The sequence below is a fragment of the Ectopseudomonas chengduensis genome, from assembly GCF_900102635.1.
Lineage (GTDB): Bacteria > Pseudomonadota > Gammaproteobacteria > Pseudomonadales > Pseudomonadaceae > Aquipseudomonas > Aquipseudomonas chengduensis.
In genome coordinates this window covers 1-16702 of the sequence record NZ_FMZQ01000010.1, presented here as the reverse complement: position 1 = coordinate 16702, position 16702 = coordinate 1, and the positions used below count along the sequence as shown (strand labels likewise).

Annotated in this window: 15 protein-coding genes; 9 read left to right on the top strand and 6 right to left on the bottom strand. The window is 65.0% G+C overall.

Going from position 1 to position 16702, the window contains the following annotated elements:
- Window positions 1–110 precede the first annotated feature (110 nt).
- Entirely contained in the window at window positions 111–1139 is a 1029-nt protein-coding gene (ada, locus tag BLS08_RS15980) for a bifunctional DNA-binding transcriptional regulator/O6-methylguanine-DNA methyltransferase Ada (RefSeq protein WP_026088766.1), read from the top strand.
- Between the two features lie 156 nt (window positions 1140–1295).
- Here ada and BLS08_RS15975 read toward each other — a convergent pair whose 3' ends face one another.
- On the bottom strand, window positions 1296–1847 hold the full coding sequence (locus tag BLS08_RS15975) for a DJ-1 family glyoxalase III (protein WP_017678890.1): 552 nt from the start codon (window positions 1845–1847) through the stop codon (window positions 1296–1298).
- Between the two features lie 199 nt (window positions 1848–2046).
- On the opposite strand from BLS08_RS15975, the gene BLS08_RS15970 reads away from it, so the two are divergent.
- Both BLS08_RS15970 and trmA read left to right on the top strand, forming a co-directional pair.
- Entirely contained in the window at window positions 2047–3339 is a 1293-nt protein-coding gene (locus tag BLS08_RS15970; protein WP_017678889.1) for an NCS2 family permease, read from the top strand.
- Between the two features lie 323 nt (window positions 3340–3662).
- Window positions 3663–4751 carry a tRNA (uridine(54)-C5)-methyltransferase TrmA gene (gene trmA / locus BLS08_RS15965; RefSeq protein ID WP_017678888.1) on the top strand — a complete coding sequence of 363 codons (1089 nt, stop codon included), beginning with the start codon at window positions 3663–3665 and terminating at the stop codon, window positions 4749–4751.
- A 48-nt stretch (window positions 4752–4799) separates the two neighbouring features.
- On the opposite strand, the gene BLS08_RS15960 is transcribed toward trmA, so the two are convergent.
- Window positions 4800–5183, bottom strand: coding sequence for a DUF4345 family protein (locus BLS08_RS15960; protein ID WP_017678887.1), 384 nt, complete (start codon window positions 5181–5183; stop codon window positions 4800–4802).
- A gap of 131 nt (window positions 5184–5314) precedes the next feature.
- On the opposite strand from BLS08_RS15960, the gene BLS08_RS15955 reads away from it, so the two are divergent.
- Window positions 5315–5749: a DUF411 domain-containing protein gene (locus BLS08_RS15955; RefSeq protein WP_017678886.1), complete on the top strand. Its 435-nt coding sequence runs from the start codon at window positions 5315–5317 to the stop codon at window positions 5747–5749.
- 53 nt (window positions 5750–5802) lie between these two features.
- Entirely contained in the window at window positions 5803–6663 is an 861-nt protein-coding gene (ypfJ, locus tag BLS08_RS15950; protein ID WP_017678885.1) for a KPN_02809 family neutral zinc metallopeptidase, read from the top strand.
- A 9-nt stretch (window positions 6664–6672) separates the two neighbouring features.
- Here ypfJ and BLS08_RS15945 read toward each other — a convergent pair whose 3' ends face one another.
- The 3 genes from BLS08_RS15945 to BLS08_RS15935 form a co-directional block, all read right to left on the bottom strand.
- On the bottom strand, window positions 6673–7842 hold the full coding sequence (locus BLS08_RS15945) for a multidrug effflux MFS transporter (RefSeq protein ID WP_017678884.1): 1170 nt from the start codon (window positions 7840–7842) through the stop codon (window positions 6673–6675).
- 90 nt (window positions 7843–7932) lie between these two features.
- Complete coding sequence (locus BLS08_RS15940) at window positions 7933–11070, bottom strand: efflux RND transporter permease subunit (protein WP_017678883.1); 3138 nt, start codon at window positions 11068–11070, stop codon at window positions 7933–7935.
- Window positions 11071–11075: 5 nt separating this feature from the next.
- Window positions 11076–12227: an efflux RND transporter periplasmic adaptor subunit gene (locus tag BLS08_RS15935; protein WP_017678882.1), complete on the bottom strand. Its 1152-nt coding sequence runs from the start codon at window positions 12225–12227 to the stop codon at window positions 11076–11078.
- Window positions 12228–12351: 124 nt separating this feature from the next.
- Between BLS08_RS15935 and BLS08_RS15930 the strand changes: the two genes are divergently transcribed.
- On the top strand, window positions 12352–12972 hold the full coding sequence (locus BLS08_RS15930) for a TetR family transcriptional regulator (protein ID WP_017678881.1): 621 nt from the start codon (window positions 12352–12354) through the stop codon (window positions 12970–12972).
- A 12-nt stretch (window positions 12973–12984) separates the two neighbouring features.
- Here BLS08_RS15930 and BLS08_RS15925 read toward each other — a convergent pair whose 3' ends face one another.
- A complete protein-coding gene (locus tag BLS08_RS15925) occupies window positions 12985–13182 on the bottom strand; it encodes a heavy-metal-associated domain-containing protein (RefSeq protein WP_017678880.1) in 198 nt (65 codons plus the stop codon).
- Between the two features lie 113 nt (window positions 13183–13295).
- On the opposite strand from BLS08_RS15925, the gene BLS08_RS15920 reads away from it, so the two are divergent.
- The 3 genes from BLS08_RS15920 to BLS08_RS15910 all read left to right on the top strand — a co-directional run.
- Window positions 13296–13688 carry a hypothetical protein gene (locus BLS08_RS15920; RefSeq protein ID WP_017678879.1) on the top strand — a complete coding sequence of 131 codons (393 nt, stop codon included), beginning with the start codon at window positions 13296–13298 and terminating at the stop codon, window positions 13686–13688.
- Between the two features lie 64 nt (window positions 13689–13752).
- Window positions 13753–16125, top strand: a complete 2373-nt coding sequence (locus BLS08_RS15915; RefSeq protein WP_017678878.1) for a heavy metal translocating P-type ATPase — start codon at window positions 13753–13755, stop codon at window positions 16123–16125.
- 108 nt (window positions 16126–16233) lie between these two features.
- Window positions 16234–16702 (top strand): contractile injection system protein, VgrG/Pvc8 family (locus tag BLS08_RS15910; RefSeq protein WP_279615830.1); only part of this gene is annotated, 469 nt, incomplete at its 3' end.

Sequence of the window (16702 nt, the reverse complement as noted above, 5' to 3'; positions counted from 1 at the left end):
GGCCGTCGTACAAATGACCTCGACAGGGCTTTGAAAGTGCAATGCGGATTGGCAGAGCGGTGAACGCAGTCGACAATCGTCAGCAAGATCGTCAGCAGAAGGGCTGCTCCATGCTTGACCAGGAACGCTGTTGGCAGGCCGTCTGCGAACGTGATGAGGCGTTCGACGGGCGCTTCGTTTTCACCGTACGCAGCACCGGCATTTACTGCCGGCCGAACTGCCCTGCGCGGCGGCCACGGCGCGACAACGTCAGCTTCCATGCCGATGCAGCCAGTGCCGAGGCTGCCGGCTTTCGCCCGTGCAAGCGCTGCTCACCGCAGGGGCAAAGCCCAGCGCAGCAACTCGACGCGCTGGTCGCGGCCGCCTGTGCACTTCTAAGTGGCGAGCAACGCCTGACGCTGCCACAGCTGGCGGCACGCATCGGCCTGTCGCCATCGCATCTGGCCCGGGCGTTCAAGGCGCGCACCGGGATGACGCCCAATGCCTGGGCCGCTGCGCAGCGCCGCCAACGCCTGGATGCTCAATTGCCAGAGGCAGACAACGTGCTCGAGGCCGCCCTGGCTGCTGGCTATTCCGGCACCCGCGCGCTGTATGAAAAGCCCCAGGCCATGAGCCCCGCTCAGCGCCGTCAACGTGGCGCCGGCGAGCGCCTGCGTTACAGCATCGCCCCCTGCCCGCTCGGCCAGGTGCTGCTGGCCACCAGCGACAAGGGCGTTTGCGCTCTGCTGTTTGGCGATGAGCCGGCAGCACTACGTAGCGAGCTGCAACAGCGCTTCGCCGCCGCCCAGCTCGAAGAAGATGAACAGGGTCTGCGCAGCTGGCTGCAGCAGGTGCTGGAGCAACTCGAAGAACCCGAGCGAGCCGCCCATCTGCCCCTGGACATTCGCGGCACGGCCTTTCAGCAACGGGTCTGGCAGGCGCTGCAGAACATTCCCAGCGGCGAGACCCGCAGCTACGCCTATCTGGCCGGACAACTGCACAGTCACCCAAGGGCGATTGCCCGTGCCTGCGCCAACAATGCCATCGGCCTGCTGCTGCCCTGTCATCGGGTGGTGGCCAGCGATGGTAGCCTCAGCGGCTACCGCTGGGGACTGCAGCGCAAACGGCGGTTGCTGGAGCAGGAAAGCCGGGAGACGTAGCCCGTGCGGGCGCTTCAGCTCGTGGGGTGGGTCGGGCGGCGATCCGCTTTAGCCCACGAGTCTTGGCCGGCGCTTTGCGTAGCCCGGATGCAATCCGGGGAACATGATCGCCAGCGCCCCGGATTTCATCCGGGCTACAGAGTCAGGCTGCGCCCTCTACACCAGCATCGCCTTGGCCACCTCGGTGCGCGTGCCGCGTCCGACCAACTGCTCCACCAGCGTCAGGGCAAACGCCAACGCCGTTCCCGGACCCTGACTGGTAATGCAGTTGCCATCGACCACCACCGCCTCATCGACGAAGGTGCAACCGCTCAGTCGATCACTGAACGCCGGATAGCAGGTCATGCGCCGCTGCCTGAGCACCCCGTAGCTCTGCAAGGCCAACGCGGGCGCAGCGCAGATCGCGGCGAACAGCTCGCCCGCCTTGGCCTGCTTGCGTACGCGCTCGGCCAGCGGCTCGAAGTCAGCCAGATGCTGTGCACCCGGCATGCCTCCGGGCAGGACGATCAGGTCGAAGTCCTGTGCCAGCACGTCCACCAGCATGGCGTCTGCAGTCAGACGCGTACCACGGGCGCAGGTGATCATCCTGCGCTCTTCGATACTCGCTACCAGTACCTCGATATCGGCGCGGCGCAGCACATCGATCAGCGTCACGCATTCGAGATCTTCGACACCATCGGCGACTGCAATCAGTGCTCGCTTGCTCATCTCACCACTCCTTCAGACAGAAAATGAAACTGTCCACCTGGTCATAAAAAGACACGACAGACCGTAAATTCACCCGGCAAAACCTTGCTGGTATGATGCGCGGCTTTTGCCAGATCGAGCAATTTTCCAGCCTGCATGGACGGATATGCTTTGCTTTGTGCAGATCAATTTCGGCGCGCTCGCGCCTCGGGGAGCCACCATGCTGGAAAGACTGTTCCAACTCAAAGCCCACAACACCACGGTGCGCACCGAGGTACTGGCCGGGATCACCACCTTCCTGACCATGGCCTACATCCTCTTCGTCAACCCGGAAATGCTGGCCAAGACTGGCATGGACCACGGCGCGGTGTTCGTCGCCACCTGCCTGGCTGGCGCCATCGGCTCGTTGATCATGGGCCTGCTGGCCAACTACCCGATCGCTCTGGCGCCCGGCATGGGCCTCAACGCCTTCTTCACCTACACCGTGGTGATGACCATGGGCTACAGCTGGCAAACCGCTCTGGGCGCAGTATTCCTCTCCGGCGCGATCTTCTTCCTGCTGTCGATCTTCAAGATCCGCGAGTGGATCATCAACAGCATCCCGCTGGCCCTGCGCGCCGGTATCGCCGCCGGCATCGGCCTGTTCCTGGCGATCATCGCACTGAAGAACGCCGGCATCGTGGTCGATCATCAGGCCACCCTGGTCGGCCTCGGCGACATGAGCAAGGGCGGCGCGCTGCTGGCCTGCCTGGGCTTCTTCGTCATCGCCGCGCTGGCCTATCGCAAGGTCACCGGCGCGGTGATGATCGGCATTCTGCTGGTCACCGGCCTGTCCATTGTCTTCGGCCTGTCCGAGCTGCAGGGCGTGGTGTCGATGCCACCGTCGCTGATGCCGACCCTGCTGCAGCTGGACATTGCCGGCGCGCTGGATATCGGCCTGATCAGCGTGATCTTCGCCTTTCTCTTCGTCGACCTGTTCGACACCTCCGGCACCCTGGTCGGCGTCGCGCAGAAGGCCAACCTGCTGGACAAGGACGGCAAGATGCCGCGCCTGGGCCGCGCGCTGATGGCTGACAGCACCGCGACCATGGCCGGCGCCGCGCTGGGCACCAGCACCACCACCAGCTACATCGAATCCGCTGCCGGCATCAGTACCGGCGGGCGTACCGGCCTGACTGCCTGCGTGGTCGCCGCGCTGTTCCTCCTGGCCCTGTTCTTCGCTCCCCTGGCTGGCGCCGTACCGGCCTATGCCACCGCGCCTGCGCTGCTGTTCGTCGCCGTGCTGATGATGAGCAGCCTGGCGCAGATCGACTGGGACGACCTGACCGTCGCCGCCCCGGTGGTGGTCGCCGCACTGGCCATGCCGCTGACTTTCTCCATCGCCAACGGCATCGCGTTCGGCTTCATCGCCTGGACCGCGGTCAAGGTACTGGCCGGGCGCTGGCGCGAACTGAACCCGGCGATGTGGGTGCTCTCGGCCTTGTTCGTGGTCAAGCTGGCCTACTTCGCCTGATCAACCCGGCGTACTGCTTCGCGAGTACGCCCTACGCTGCGCTGGCTCTGTTCTGAAGTGTTATCGGTGGGCTGAAGCCCACCCTACGCGGCTGCTTCGCAAGTACGTCCTACGCCGCGCCCTGGATACTCTGAGTAGGGTGGGCCGGGCGGCGTTCCGCTTCAGCCCACCGTCGGCGCTCATCATGATCGTTCCCACGCTCCGCGTGGGAACGTCTCCCCGGGACGCTCTGCGTCCAGCGCCACCAATGATCGACGACAACGGCACGCCAGCAACGGAATCGCTACAATGGCGCCCCGTTTTCCTGCCCCCATGAGTGACCGATGAGCCGCCCCGCATTCGACCCCGCCACCTACGACGCCCAACTCGCCGAGAAGAAGGCCCGCCTGGTCGAACTGCTGGCGCCCTTCGGCGCGCCGGAGCCTGTGGTGTTCGACTCGCCGCGCGAGCACTACCGCATGCGCGCCGAGTTCCGCCTGTGGCGTGAAGACGGCCAGCGCCACTACGCGATGTTCGCGCCGGGCGACAAACACACGCCGATCCTGCTCGACGACTTCCCCATCGCCAGCCTGCGCATCAACGAGCTGATGCCGCGTCTGCGTGCCGCCTGGCAGGCCAGCGAAGCGCTGTCGTTCAAACTGTTCCAGGTGGAATTTCTCACCACCCTGGCCGGCGATGCGCTGATCACCCTGGCCTACCACCGCCCGCTCGACGAGGCCTGGCAGGCGGAGGCCGAACGCCTGGCGACCGAGCTGAACGTCAGCCTGGTCGGCCGCTCCCGTGGCCAGCGCCTGGTGATCGGCCGCGATTACGTGGAAGAAGAACTGAACGTGGCCGGACGCAGCTTCCGCTATCGCCAGCCGGAAGGCGCCTTCACTCAGCCCAACGGCCGAGTCTGCGAGAAGATGCTGGGTTGGGCCTATGACGTACTCGGCGAGCGCGACGACGACCTGCTGGAACTGTACTGCGGCAATGGCAACTTCACCCTGCCGCTGGCCACCCGCGTGCGCCGCGTGCTGGCCACCGAAATCAGCAAGACCTCAGTGAACGCCGCCCTGGCCAACCTGGCTGACAACGGTGTGGACAACGTCGAGCTGGTACGCCTATCCGCCGAAGAGCTGACCCAGGCGCTGAATGAGGTGCGCCCGTTCCGCCGCCTGGCCGGCATTGACCTGAAGAGCTATGAGTTCGGCAGCGTCTTCGTCGACCCACCGCGCGCCGGCATGGACCCGGACACGTGCGAGCTGACCCGGCGCTTCGAGCGCATCCTCTATATCTCCTGCAACCCGGAGACCCTGGCCGCCAACATCGCCCAGCTCAACGACACCCACAAGGTGACGCGCAGCGCGCTATTCGACCAGTTCCCCTACACCCACCATATGGAAGCGGGTGTGTTGCTGGAGCGGCGCTGAACCGCCCCTCGTAGCCCGGATGCAATCCGGGTTTGCCTGCTGAACGGCTCAGCGTGACAGGCCGCGCAACGCCCACCAGGCCAGCCCGGCCGACACCACTTCGAGCAGCAGCGCGTAGAGGTTGAAGGTCTGCTGTGCGCCGCCGTCCAGCCACAGCCCGGCAATGCGTGCCAACGCCAGCGAGCTGTATAGCAGCACCAGCAAAAGTAGCGCCGGGCGCAGCAAATCCATACGCAGCAGCGCCATCGCCAGATAAGCCGCCAGGCCCAGTTGCAGCCCGCCGTAATAGGCACGCACTTCGGTCACCGCCGCATTACCCATCAGCAACGCGCCGCTGAGGCTGGTCATTTCTTCGGGGCGGATGAAATAGGCCAGCCCCAACACGAGCAGGGCAGCGATCTGGATCGACAGGACGATTCGGGCGAACAGCATGGGCGGGTTCCAGACAATGAGTGGCTGCAGCCAGCATAGGCCGCCACTGGTCGCGACGCATAGCCGCAATGGCTTGGGCAGCGTCCGCCGCGGCGCTATGCTGGGCGCTCTCGTTCATCCGGAGTCCAGTCATGCGTCGTTCCCTGCTCGCCCTCTGCCTCTTCACCAGCCTGGCCCACGCCAGCGAGCCACTGACCATCGATGTACATCGCGATGCCAACTGCGGTTGCTGCAAGGCCTGGATCGACCATCTGCAGGACAACGGCTTCACCGTCAACGACCATGTCGAGGCCGACATGAGTGCGGTCAAGCAGCGACTCGGCGTGCCGCCGCGCCTGGCTTCCTGTCACACCGGCGTGATCGACGGCAAGTTCGTCGAGGGCCATGTACCGGCCGCCGACATTCTCAAACTGCGTGAGCGCGTGGACCTGATCGGCGCTGCCGTACCCGGCATGCCCGTGGGCTCGCCTGGTATGGAGTATGGCGACCGTGTCGATGCCTATCAGGTCATCGGCCTGGATCGCGAGCGCAAGGATCAGTTGCTCAGTGACTACCCGGCCAACTGAGTCGGGCACGGGCGCAGCTACACTGCAGCGATCAGCAACCAGGGAGTGCCGCCATGCGCTGGCAACGCGGTAGACGCAGTGACAACGTGGTGGATGCGCGCGGCCGTTCCGGCAGGCGCCTCGGCGGCGGCCTGAGCCTCGGCGGGGTGGCGGTGATCGTCATCGTCGGCCTGCTGATGGGCCAGGACCCGCTGCAGATTCTCGGTCAGATCGCCGGCCAGGCCACCCAGCCGCAGGTTACCCAGACGCAGAGTGCGCCAGCGGCGAACGACGAGCAGAGCGAGTTCGTCCGCGCCATCCTCGGCGATACCGAAGACACCTGGCGCGAGCTGTTCCAGCAGGCTGGCCAGCAGTATCGCGATCCGCAACTGGTGCTGTTCTCCGGCGGCGTCAATTCCGCCTGCGGTTTCGCCAGCTCGGCAGTTGGCCCCTTCTACTGCCCCGGTGATCAGCGCGTGTATCTGGACATGGCGTTTTTCCGTGAGATGGAGCAACGCTTCTCCGCTGCCGGCGACTTCGCCCAGGCCTATGTGATCGCCCATGAAGTCGGCCATCACGTACAGACCCTGCTGGGCGTATCGGCCAAGGTCAACGCGGCGCGCCAGCGCGGTGAACGCGTCGAGGGCGACGGCGGCCTGCTGGTACGCCAGGAACTGCAGGCCGACTGCCTGGCCGGGGTCTGGGCCCATCACGCGCAACGCCGGCATGACTGGCTGGAGGCCGGCGACCTGGAAGAAGCCCTCAACGCCGCCAGCGCCATCGGTGATGACCGCCTGCAGAAGCAGTCGCGCGGTCAGGTGGTGCCGGACGCCTTCACCCATGGCACCTCGCAGCAGCGCGTACGCTGGTTCAGCACCGGTTTCGAGAGTGGTCAGCCGGGGCGTTGCGACACCTTCAAGGTCGCGCGACTGTAACCCGCCGGCTCACACCACGAAACGCTTGCTCCACCAGGCGAAGCCGCAGGCGGCAGCGCCGCACAGGGCGATCACCAGCGCCATGGGCATGGCCGAGCCATCGTGCAGGAAGGCCACCAGCGCCGAAGCGCTGGCCGCCACGCTGAACTGCATGCTACCCAGCAGCCCGGAAGCGCTGCCGGCATGCCGGCCCTGCCCGGCCATGGCGCAAGCCGTTGCATTGGGCAGCACGCAACCGAGGCTGGCGACGCAGATGAACAACGGAATCAGCAGCGGCCACAGCTGCACCGGTTGCCACAGCGCCAACGCCAGCAGGCACAGGCCGCTGGCCAGGTAGACCAGCACCATGCGCCGCAGCCACAGCGCCGGGCCGCCGCGCAGCACCAGACGCGCATTGACCTGCGCCATGATCACGAAGCCTGCCGCGTTGCTGCCGAACAGCCAGCCATAGTGCTCGGCCGGCACACCGTACAACTCGATAAACACGAAGGGCGAGCCGGCGATATAGGCGAACATGCCGGCCATCGCCACACCGCCGGCCAGGCTGTAGCCCATGAACGGCGCATTGCCCAGCAAAGCGCGGTACTGGCCGAAGGCGCCACTCAGCGGCGCCGGCTGCAGATGCTGTGGACGGGTCTCCGGCAACCACAACAGCACGGCCAGCAGGCACAGGCCGGAGAAAATCGCCAGGCTATGGAAGATCCACGGCCAGCCCAGGGTGCCCAGCAGCAGCCCGCCCCCCAGGGGCGCGAGAATCGGCGCCAGGCCCATCACCAGCACCAGCTGCGAGAACACCTTGGCCGAAGCCAATGGATCGCACAGGTCGCGCACCACCGCACGGGTGATCACCATCCCGGCGCAGCCGCCGAGGGCCTGGATGAAGCGTGCCGTAACCAGCCATTCCAGGTTTGGTGCCAGGGCACAAGCCAGCGATGCCACGGTGAACAATGCCACCCCAACCAGCAGCGGCACGCGGCGACCGAAACGATCCGCCAACGGCCCGTAGAAAAGCTGGCCAATGGCGATGCCGACGAAATAGGCCGCCAGCGACAGTTGAATATGTTCGACGTCGGTGCCGAACTGCTGGGCCAGCGTGGGGAAACTTGGCAGGTAGAAATCGATGGCCAAAGGGCCAAAGGCGCACAGCGCGCCCAGGATCAGCAGGGTTCGCAGGTTCATGAATAATCCGCAAAATTGTTAGCCGGCTAATCATCTCACCGACCAGGCCGCAGATGAAAGCGCGGATCGCCGAACGACGGTTCGCGCTTATCAATGCGGCGGCTGTTCTTCCCTGGCCTTGCCGCGCTGGCTCACCCGCTGCGCCGCCGATTCCACCAGCAGGTAGAACATCGGGATGAGGAAAGTGGCCAACAGCGTGGCCGCGAGCATGCCGCCGATCACCCCGGTGCCGATGGAGTGGCGACTGGCCGAGCCCGCACCGGAGCTGATGGCCAGCGGCACGCAACCGAGAATGAAAGCCAGCGAAGTCATCACGATGGGGCGGAAACGCAGCTTGGCCGCCTCCAGCGCCGAGTCGAAGATGCCCTTGCCTTCGGCGCGTAGCAACACGGCGAACTCGACGATAAGGATGGCGTTCTTCGCCGCCAGACCGATCAGGGTGACCAGGCCGACCTGGAAGTACACGTCGTTCTGAATGCCGCGCAGCCACACCGCGAGTATCGCCCCGAACACTGCGAACGGCACGGCGGTGACCACCGCCAGTGGCAGCGTCCAGCGCTCGTACTGCGCGGCGAGAATCAGGAAGACCAGAATCAGGCCGAAGACGAAGGCCTGGGTGCCCGAACCCTGAGTCGCCAGTTCCTGGTAGGCCGAGCCGATCCAGCCCAGGCTGTAGTCCTCGCCCAGCACCTCATCGGCCACTTCCTGCATCGCCGCCAGTGCCTGCCCGGAGCTGTAGCCCGGCGCCGGGCCACCGAGGACCTTGGCCGAGGGATAGACGTTGAAACGGTCATAGGAGTCCGGCCCGAGGATGCGCCGCACACGCAACAGGGTCGACAGCGGCACCAGATCACCACTGCTGGAGCGTACGTAGACCTGGCCAAGATCTTCCGGCTTGCGGCGGAACTCCGATTCCGACTGCAGGCTGACCTGCCAGGTGCGCCCGTAAAGGGTGAAATCGTTGACGTAGTAACTGCCGAAGGTCGCCTGCATCGCGGTGAACACGTCACTGACGCTGACGCCCAGTGCCCGCGTCTTGGTCCGGTCCAGATCGATGTAATACTGCGGTACGTTGGCGCTGAAGGTGCTCTGAATGCCGGCCAGCTCCGGCCGTTTGCTGGCGGCCTCGACGAAGGCCTGGACCTTCTCGCCGAGTTGCTCGACGCTGCCACCGGAACGATCCTGAATGAAGGACTCGAAGCCGCCGGTGGTGCTCATGCCAGTGATCGGCGGCGGGTTGAACGACAACACCAGACCATCCTTCTGCGCAGCGCCCATGCCCATGAACTCGCGCGTCAGATTGCGCGCATCGAGCTCGGGCGTGGTGCGCTCGCTCCAGTCCTTGAGCGGCACGAAAGACACCCCGGCGTTGCTGCGCACGCCGAAGGTGAGCACGTCGAAACCGGCGAAGGTCACTACGTCTTCGACTGCCGGATGCTCCATCAGCTGCTGACTCACCGCCCCACTCAGCGCCTCGGTGCGATTGAGCGAAGCGGCTGGCGGCAGGTAGTAGGCGTTGATCACATAGCCCTGATCCTCATCGGGCACCAGCGAGCCGGGCACCCGTGAGAACAGCAGCATGATCAGCGCGATCATGCCGCCGAACAGCAGCAGGCCGACCAGCGAACGCTTGAGGAAGAAACGCACCCCGGCGCCATAGCCCTCGGTGGCCTTGTCGAAGAAACGGTTGAAGGCGCGAAATGGCGCCGCCGGCTCATGATGGCCGGGCTTGAGCAGCAGCGCGCAAAGCGCGGGGGAAAGCGTCAGGGCGACGATGCCGGAAATCACCACAGACACCGCGATGGTGATCGCGAACTGCTTGTACATCTGCCCCGCCAGGCCGCCGAGAAAACCCACCGGCACGAATACCGCGCAGAGCACCAGGACGATGGCGATGATCGGCCCGGTGACCTCCTCCATCGCCTTTATCGAGGCCTCTCGCGCGTTCAGCCCCTGAGTGCGCATCACCCGTTCGACGTTTTCGATCACCACGATGGCGTCGTCCACCACGATGCCGATGGCCAGCACCATGCCGAACAGGGTCAGCAGATTGATGGAAAAACCCAGCATGTACATGCCGGCGAAAGTGCCAACCAGCGACACCGGAATGGCCAGCACAGGAATCAACGTGGCGCGCCAGTTCTGCAGGAAGATGAACACCACCAGCACCACCAGCACCAGCGCCTCGAAGAAGGTGTGGATCACCTCAGTGATCGAGACCTGAACGAACTTGGTGGTGTCGTAGGGGATCTTGTAGGCGATGCCCTCGGGGAAGCGTTTGGCCAGGCGCTGCATGGTGCGCTCGACCGCCTCGGCGGTATCCAGGGCGTTGGCGCCGGGCTGCAGGTAGATACCGAAAGCGGCGTTCTGCTGGCCATTGAGGGTGGTGACCAGCGAGTAGTCCTGCGCGCCCAGCTCGACCCGCGCCACATCCTTGAGCAGCAGGCTGGCCCCGGTATCGTCGGTGCGCAGGATGACGCTCTCGAACTCCTTGGGGTCGGTGAAACGTCCTTGCGTGGTGACTGTATAAGTGAAGTCCTGCGGCTCCTTCAGCGGCTGCTGGCCGAAGCTGCCGGCGGCGAACTGCGAATTCTGCTCGCGAATGGCATTGACCACATCGGTCGGTGTCAGGTTGTACTGCGCCAGCTTGTCCGGGCGCAGCCAGATGCGCATGGAATAGTCCTTAGACCCGAACTGACTGGCATCACCCACGCCCTTGAGGCGCTTGAGTTCGTCGATGACGTTGATCAGCGCATAGTTGCTGATGAAGATCGGGTCGCGCGAATCATCCGGCGAATAGAGCGTGATCACCTGAAGAATGTCGGACGACTTCTTCTCCACCTTCACGCCCTGGCGGCGCACTTCCTCGGGCAGCTTGGCCAATGCCGCCTGCACCTTGTTGTTGACGTTGATGGTGGCCTGGTCCGGGTCGGTGCCGACCGCGAAGTACACCGTCAGACTCATCGCCCCGCTGCTGGAGGAGTTGGAGAGCTGGTAGATCATGTTCTCGACGCCGTTGATCGCCTGCTCCAGCGGCGCCGCCACGGTTTCAGCGATGACCTGCGAACTGGCGCCAGGGTATGCGGCGCTCACCGACACCTGCGGCGGCAGGATTTCCGGGTACTGGGCGATGGGCAACGCGCGCATCGCAGCCAGACCGGCGAGCACGATGACGATGGAGATGACGGTGGCGAATACCGGACGGTCGATGAAGAAGCGCGAGATCATGGCCGTTACTCCTGCGCCGGGCTGGCTGGCGTGGCTGCCTTCGCCTCCTCGACCTGCACCGGGCTGTCCGGTCGCACCTTGGCCAGACCGTCGACTATCACCCGCTCACCATCGCTGACGCCGGCCAGAATCACCCAGCGCCCACCGGCCGTATCGCCCGTGGTGACCTGGCGCATGCGCGCGACGCTCTGCTCGTCTACCACATAGACGAAGGTGCCACGCGGCCCCTGAGCCACGGAGCGCTCCGGTACGGTGATGGCGTTGGGACGGGTCAGGCCCTTGACCTGCACGCGCACGAACTGCCCGGGCAGCAGCTTCTGCTCGGGGTTCGGCACCACGCCACGGGCGCTGACGGTACCGGTACCGCGGTCGATCAGGCTGTCGGTGAAATCCACTTCGCCCGCTGTTGGATAGGCCGAGCCGTCACCGAAATACACTTCCACACTGAGTTTGCCGCTGCTCGGTGGCACCAGGCTGCCTTCGGACAATTCGCGGCGCAGGCGCTCGGCCTCGGCGTCCGGGTAGGCGAAGTTGACGAAGATCGGGTCGAGCTGGGTGATCTGCGTCAGCAGGCTGGCACTGGGATCGCCGGCGACGATCAGGCTGCCTTCGGAGACGCTTTCCTTGCTGGTGATGCCAGTGATCGGCGCCTTGACCGTGGTGTAGTCGAGGTCGATCTGGCGCGACTGCACCTCGGCCTGGGCCGCCTCGATATTGGCCTTGCTCTGTTCGAAGTTGGAGATGGCGTTGTCCAGCTCACTCTCGCTGGCGAAGCCCTTCTTCTGCAGTTCACGGATGCGTTTGAGGTCGCGATCGGTCTGGCGAAAACGCGCCTGTTCCTGCGCCAGGGCACCTTTGGCACGGGCCAGGGCGGCCTCATAAGGGCGTGGATCGATGCGAAACAGCACCTGATCCTTCTGCACCCGACTACCCTCCTGATAGGTGCGCTCCTGCAGGATGCCGCCGACCTGGGCGCGAACCTGCACCTCGCGGTAACCGGCAGTTCGCGCTGGATATTCCAGCACGATGGGCAGTTCGCCGGCCTTGATCTGCTCGACCGTCACCGCTGTCGGTGGCGCATCGGCGGCCTCGACGCTCGCGACCAGCAGGACCAGGCTGAAGGGCAGGCAGACACCGACCAGACGAACGAAGGGCATGAGGCATTCCTCTCCTTGGCTAGACACGGGGCAGAAGCAGGACAACCAAGCCCGCCACCAGCAGGCGGGGCAAAATCGGTAAACTCGGCACAATCTGAGCCTAGTTCCAATTAACCGGATCGCCATGCGTAGAACCAAAGAAGATGCGGAGAAAACCCGCTGCGCCATCCTCGCTGCTGCGGAACAGTTGTTCCTCGAGCGTGGGGTCGCCCATACCAGCCTCGAGCAGATCGCCCGGCATGCTGGAGTCACGCGCGGTGCGGTTTATTGGCACTTCCAGAACAAGGCCCACCTGTTCCACGAAATGCTCAACCAGGTACGCCTGCCGCTGGAGCCGCTGGCCCAGCAACTGGCGGCGGTCGATGGCCTGTCATCGCTGCAGCTGCTGCGCGATCTGTGCATAGAGGCCATGGCCAATCTGGTGCTCGACGAGCAACGCCGGCGCATCCTCACCGTGCTGCTGCGGCGCTGCGAGTTCACCGAAGAGCTGCGCGAGGCCGAGGAGCGTCACGAGACCTTCGTCAATCAGTTCATCGACCTGTGCGAACAGCAGTTCGCCCTGTCGACCGTGCAACCATACCTGCAGCCAGGCATCACCCCACGCCTGGCCTCGCGCACGCTGCACGCGCTACTCGTCGGCCTGTTCAGTGACTGGCTGCGCGATCCCAATCTGTTTGACGCCCAGACCGATACCCCGGCGATGATCGACAGCTGCTTTCGCGGCCTGCTGCGGCAGTGGCCTTAGCAGGCCCGAGCTCTAAGCGGGGGCAACCTCGTAGCCCTCTTCGCGAATGGCGGCCTGTATCTGTGAGGCATCCAGGCTACCCTCGACCCGCACCAGGCCCGCAGCCAGATCGACCTCGACTCTGGCCGTCTGCTCCAGCGCCTGGATCGCCTGGGTGACAGCCCGCACGCAATGACCGCAGGACATTCCGCCAACCTTGAATTGCTTCATTGCTGACTCCTTGAATCAGTGGTCGATGGGTGTAGTCTCGACCTTGCCACGATGGCAAGGTCAAGCACTTGCTTCATGTCACCCGCGCCGTTTTCTGCATGAGGACCCTTGCCATGCGCCTGCTCTGCTCCGCCCTTGCCCTGCTGCTGGCACCTCTGGCTCAGGCCGAACCACTGGCACCGCTGCCCTCGACAAGTCAGGGCGAAGGCTACGCAGTGCTGATCGTCTCGCGCGAACGCCTTGAAGTGGCCACCACCTGCGAGGTCGCGCTGTATCTGCATGACCAGATGGCCGCCCGCCTGCACCAGGGCCAGTCGGTGTCCTTCAACCTGCCACCTGGCCGCGTCTCACTGCGCCTTGGCCTGACCGGCACCGGTCCCTGTCAGGACGGTATCAACCAGCTCGCCGGTCAGTCACTGGAACTACAGGCCGGCGAAGTGCGCCGCTACCGCATCGCCATGGGCAGCGATGGCCTGCGACTGCATGCCGCGCCCACACTGAACTGAAGGCTTGACCTTGCCATGGGGTCAAGGTTGATCCTGTAGCCATCAAGCTACAGGGAGCCGAACCATGACCACCTTCGACCTGCCTATCCAGGGCATGACCTGCGCCAGTTGCGCCGGTCGTGTCGAGCGCGCGCTGCGCAAGCTGCCGCAAGTAAGCAGTGTCAGCGTCAACCTGGCCAGCGAGCAGGCGCGCATCGAAGCACCTGCCGATAGCCTGCCGCAGCTGATCACCACCATCATCGACGCAGGTTATGCAGTGCCCAGCCAGCCGCTGGAGTTGGGCATCGAAGGCATGACCTGCGCCAGCTGCGTCGGTCGTATCGAACGCGCCCTGAGCAAACTGCCAGGCATCAGCCAGGTCGCCGTCAATCTCGCCGATGAGAAGGCGCGCCTGCAGGTACTCGCCGGTTTCGACCCGCAACAGGCGCTGAAGGCGGTGGCCGCCGCCGGTTACAAGGCCAGCCTGCTGGACGACCGCCCGGCCGCGGATCAGGCGCAACGCCGTTTGCAGCGGGAACGCCTGACTTTGCTGGCGGCCATCGCCCTGACCCTGCCGCTGGTGCTGCCGATGCTGGTCGAGCCCTTCGGCCTGCACTGGATGCTGCCGGCCTGGGCGCAATTCCTGCTCGCCACACCGGTGCAGTTCATCTTCGGCGCACGCTTTTATCGCGCTGCCTGGCAAGCTCTGAAGGCTCGTGCCGGCAACATGGATCAACTGGTGGCCATCGGCACCAGCGCCGGTTACGGCCTGAGCCTGTACCAGTGGGCCGTGACGCCAGCCGGGCAGATGCCGCATCTGTACTTCGAGGCCTCGGCGGTGATCATCAGCCTGATCCTGCTCGGCAAATATCTGGAAAGCCGCGCCAAGCGCCAGACCGCCAGTGCCATTCGCGCCTTGCAGGCATTGCGCCCGGATCATGCGGTGCGCCTGATCGATGGACGTGAGGAACGTGTCGGCATCGACGCGCTGGCACTGGGTGACCGGATTCTGGTCAAGCCCGGCGAACGCTTCCCGGTCGACGGCCAGGTGCTGGAAGGCCACAGCCATGCGGACGAGGCGCTAATCAGCGGTGAAAGCCTGCCGGTGGCCAAGCAGCCGGGCGACAAGGTCACGGCCGGCGCCATCAACGGCGAAGGCCGTCTGCTGGTGGAAACCACGGCCCTTGGCGCCGAAACCGTGCTGTCACGGATCATCCGCCTGGTCGAAGACGCCCAGGCTGCCAAGGCGCCGATCCAGAAGCTGGTAGACAAGGTCAGCCAGGTATTCGTCCCGGCGGTGCTACTGATCGCCCTCACCACTCTGCTGGGCTGGCTGGCGTTCGGCGCATCACTGGAAAACGCCCTGCTCAACGCCGTCGCCGTACTGGTGATCGCCTGCCCCTGCGCGCTGGGCCTGGCCACGCCGACCGCGATCATGGCCGGCACTGGAGTCGCCGCGCGTCATGGCATCCTGATCAAGGACGCCGAAGCGCTGGAAGTGGCGCACGCCGTGCAGCACATCGCCTTCGACAAGACCGGCACCCTCACCGAAGGCAAGCCGCGCATCGTCCATATCGGCCTGAGCGAAGCCGGCGAGGACGAACTGCTGCGCCTGGCTGGCGGTCTGCAACAGGGCAGCGAGCACCCGCTGGCCAAGGCCGTGCTGCAGCGCTGCGCCGAACAGCACATCACGCTGCCGGCGCTGAGCGACAGCCGCGCGCTGGCCGGTCGTGGCATCGCTGGCGATGTCGAGGGCCGCAGCCTGCAACTGGGCAGCAGCCGCCTGCTGGAGGAAAACCAATTACAGGCGGGGGAGCTGGCCGAATCCGCCCGCACCTGGGAGGCCGAGGGCCGTACCCTGTCCTGGCTGATCGAAACCGGCAACGCCCCTCGCCTGCTTGGCCTGCTGGCGTTCGGTGATCAGCTCAAGGACGGCGCCACCGACGCCATCGCCGAACTGCGTGCACAAGGCATCACCAGTCACCTGATCAGCGGCGACAACCAGGGCAGCGTGGCGGCGGTGGCCAGCGTTCTGGGCATCGACGAACCCCACGCCCAGGTATTGCCGGCGGACAAGGCGCGACTGATCGGTGAACTGCGCCAGCACGGCACCGTCGCCATGGTCGGCGACGGCATCAATGACGCACCGGCGCTGGCCGCTGCGGACGTCGGCATCGCCATGGGCGGCGGCACCGATGCCGCCATGCACGCGGCCGGCATAACCCTGATGCGCGGCGACCCGCGTCTGGTGCCGGCCGCGCTGGAGATCAGCCGGCGCACCTACGCCAAGATCCGCCAGAACCTGTTCTGGGCCTTCATCTACAACCTGATCGGCATCCCGCTTGCCGCCGCTGGCCTGCTCAACCCGATGTTCGCCGGCGCCGCCATGGCGCTATCCAGCGTCAGCGTGGTGAGCAACGCACTGCTGCTCAATCGCTGGAGACCGAAGGGATCGTAACCGGTATTTTCTTGAACCGGCGCATGGTATGGGAATGCCATCATTGAACCGACGCGCGCTGTCCGGCACCCTTCAGGCCTCGCCCAACTCACGGATGGAGGCCACGGCATGCTGGATGCCAACCAGGCGCATATCACCCTCACCATTGCCGCGGTCGAAAATGACCTGCAGGTTTTGAGCTTCGAGGGGCGCGAAACGCTTAACAAGCCCTACCGCTTCGATATCGAACTGATCAGCCAGAACGCCAGTCTCGACCTCGACGCGCTGATCAATCAGACCGCCTACCTGGCCTTCGGCCCCTCCGGTAAAGGCGTGCATGGCGTGGTCTACGCCATCACGCAAGGCGACTCCGGCAAACGCCTGACCCGCTACCGCATCAGCCTGCGGCCGCAACTCGCCTACCTGGCTCACCGCTACAACCAGCGCATCTTCCAGCACCTGACGGTGCCACAGATCATAAGCCAGGTCCTCGAAGACCATGGCATCCAGAGCGACGCCTATCAATTCCAGCTCGGTTATATCTATCCCGAACGCGACTACTGCGTGCAGTACGACGAAAGCGACCTGCACTTCATCC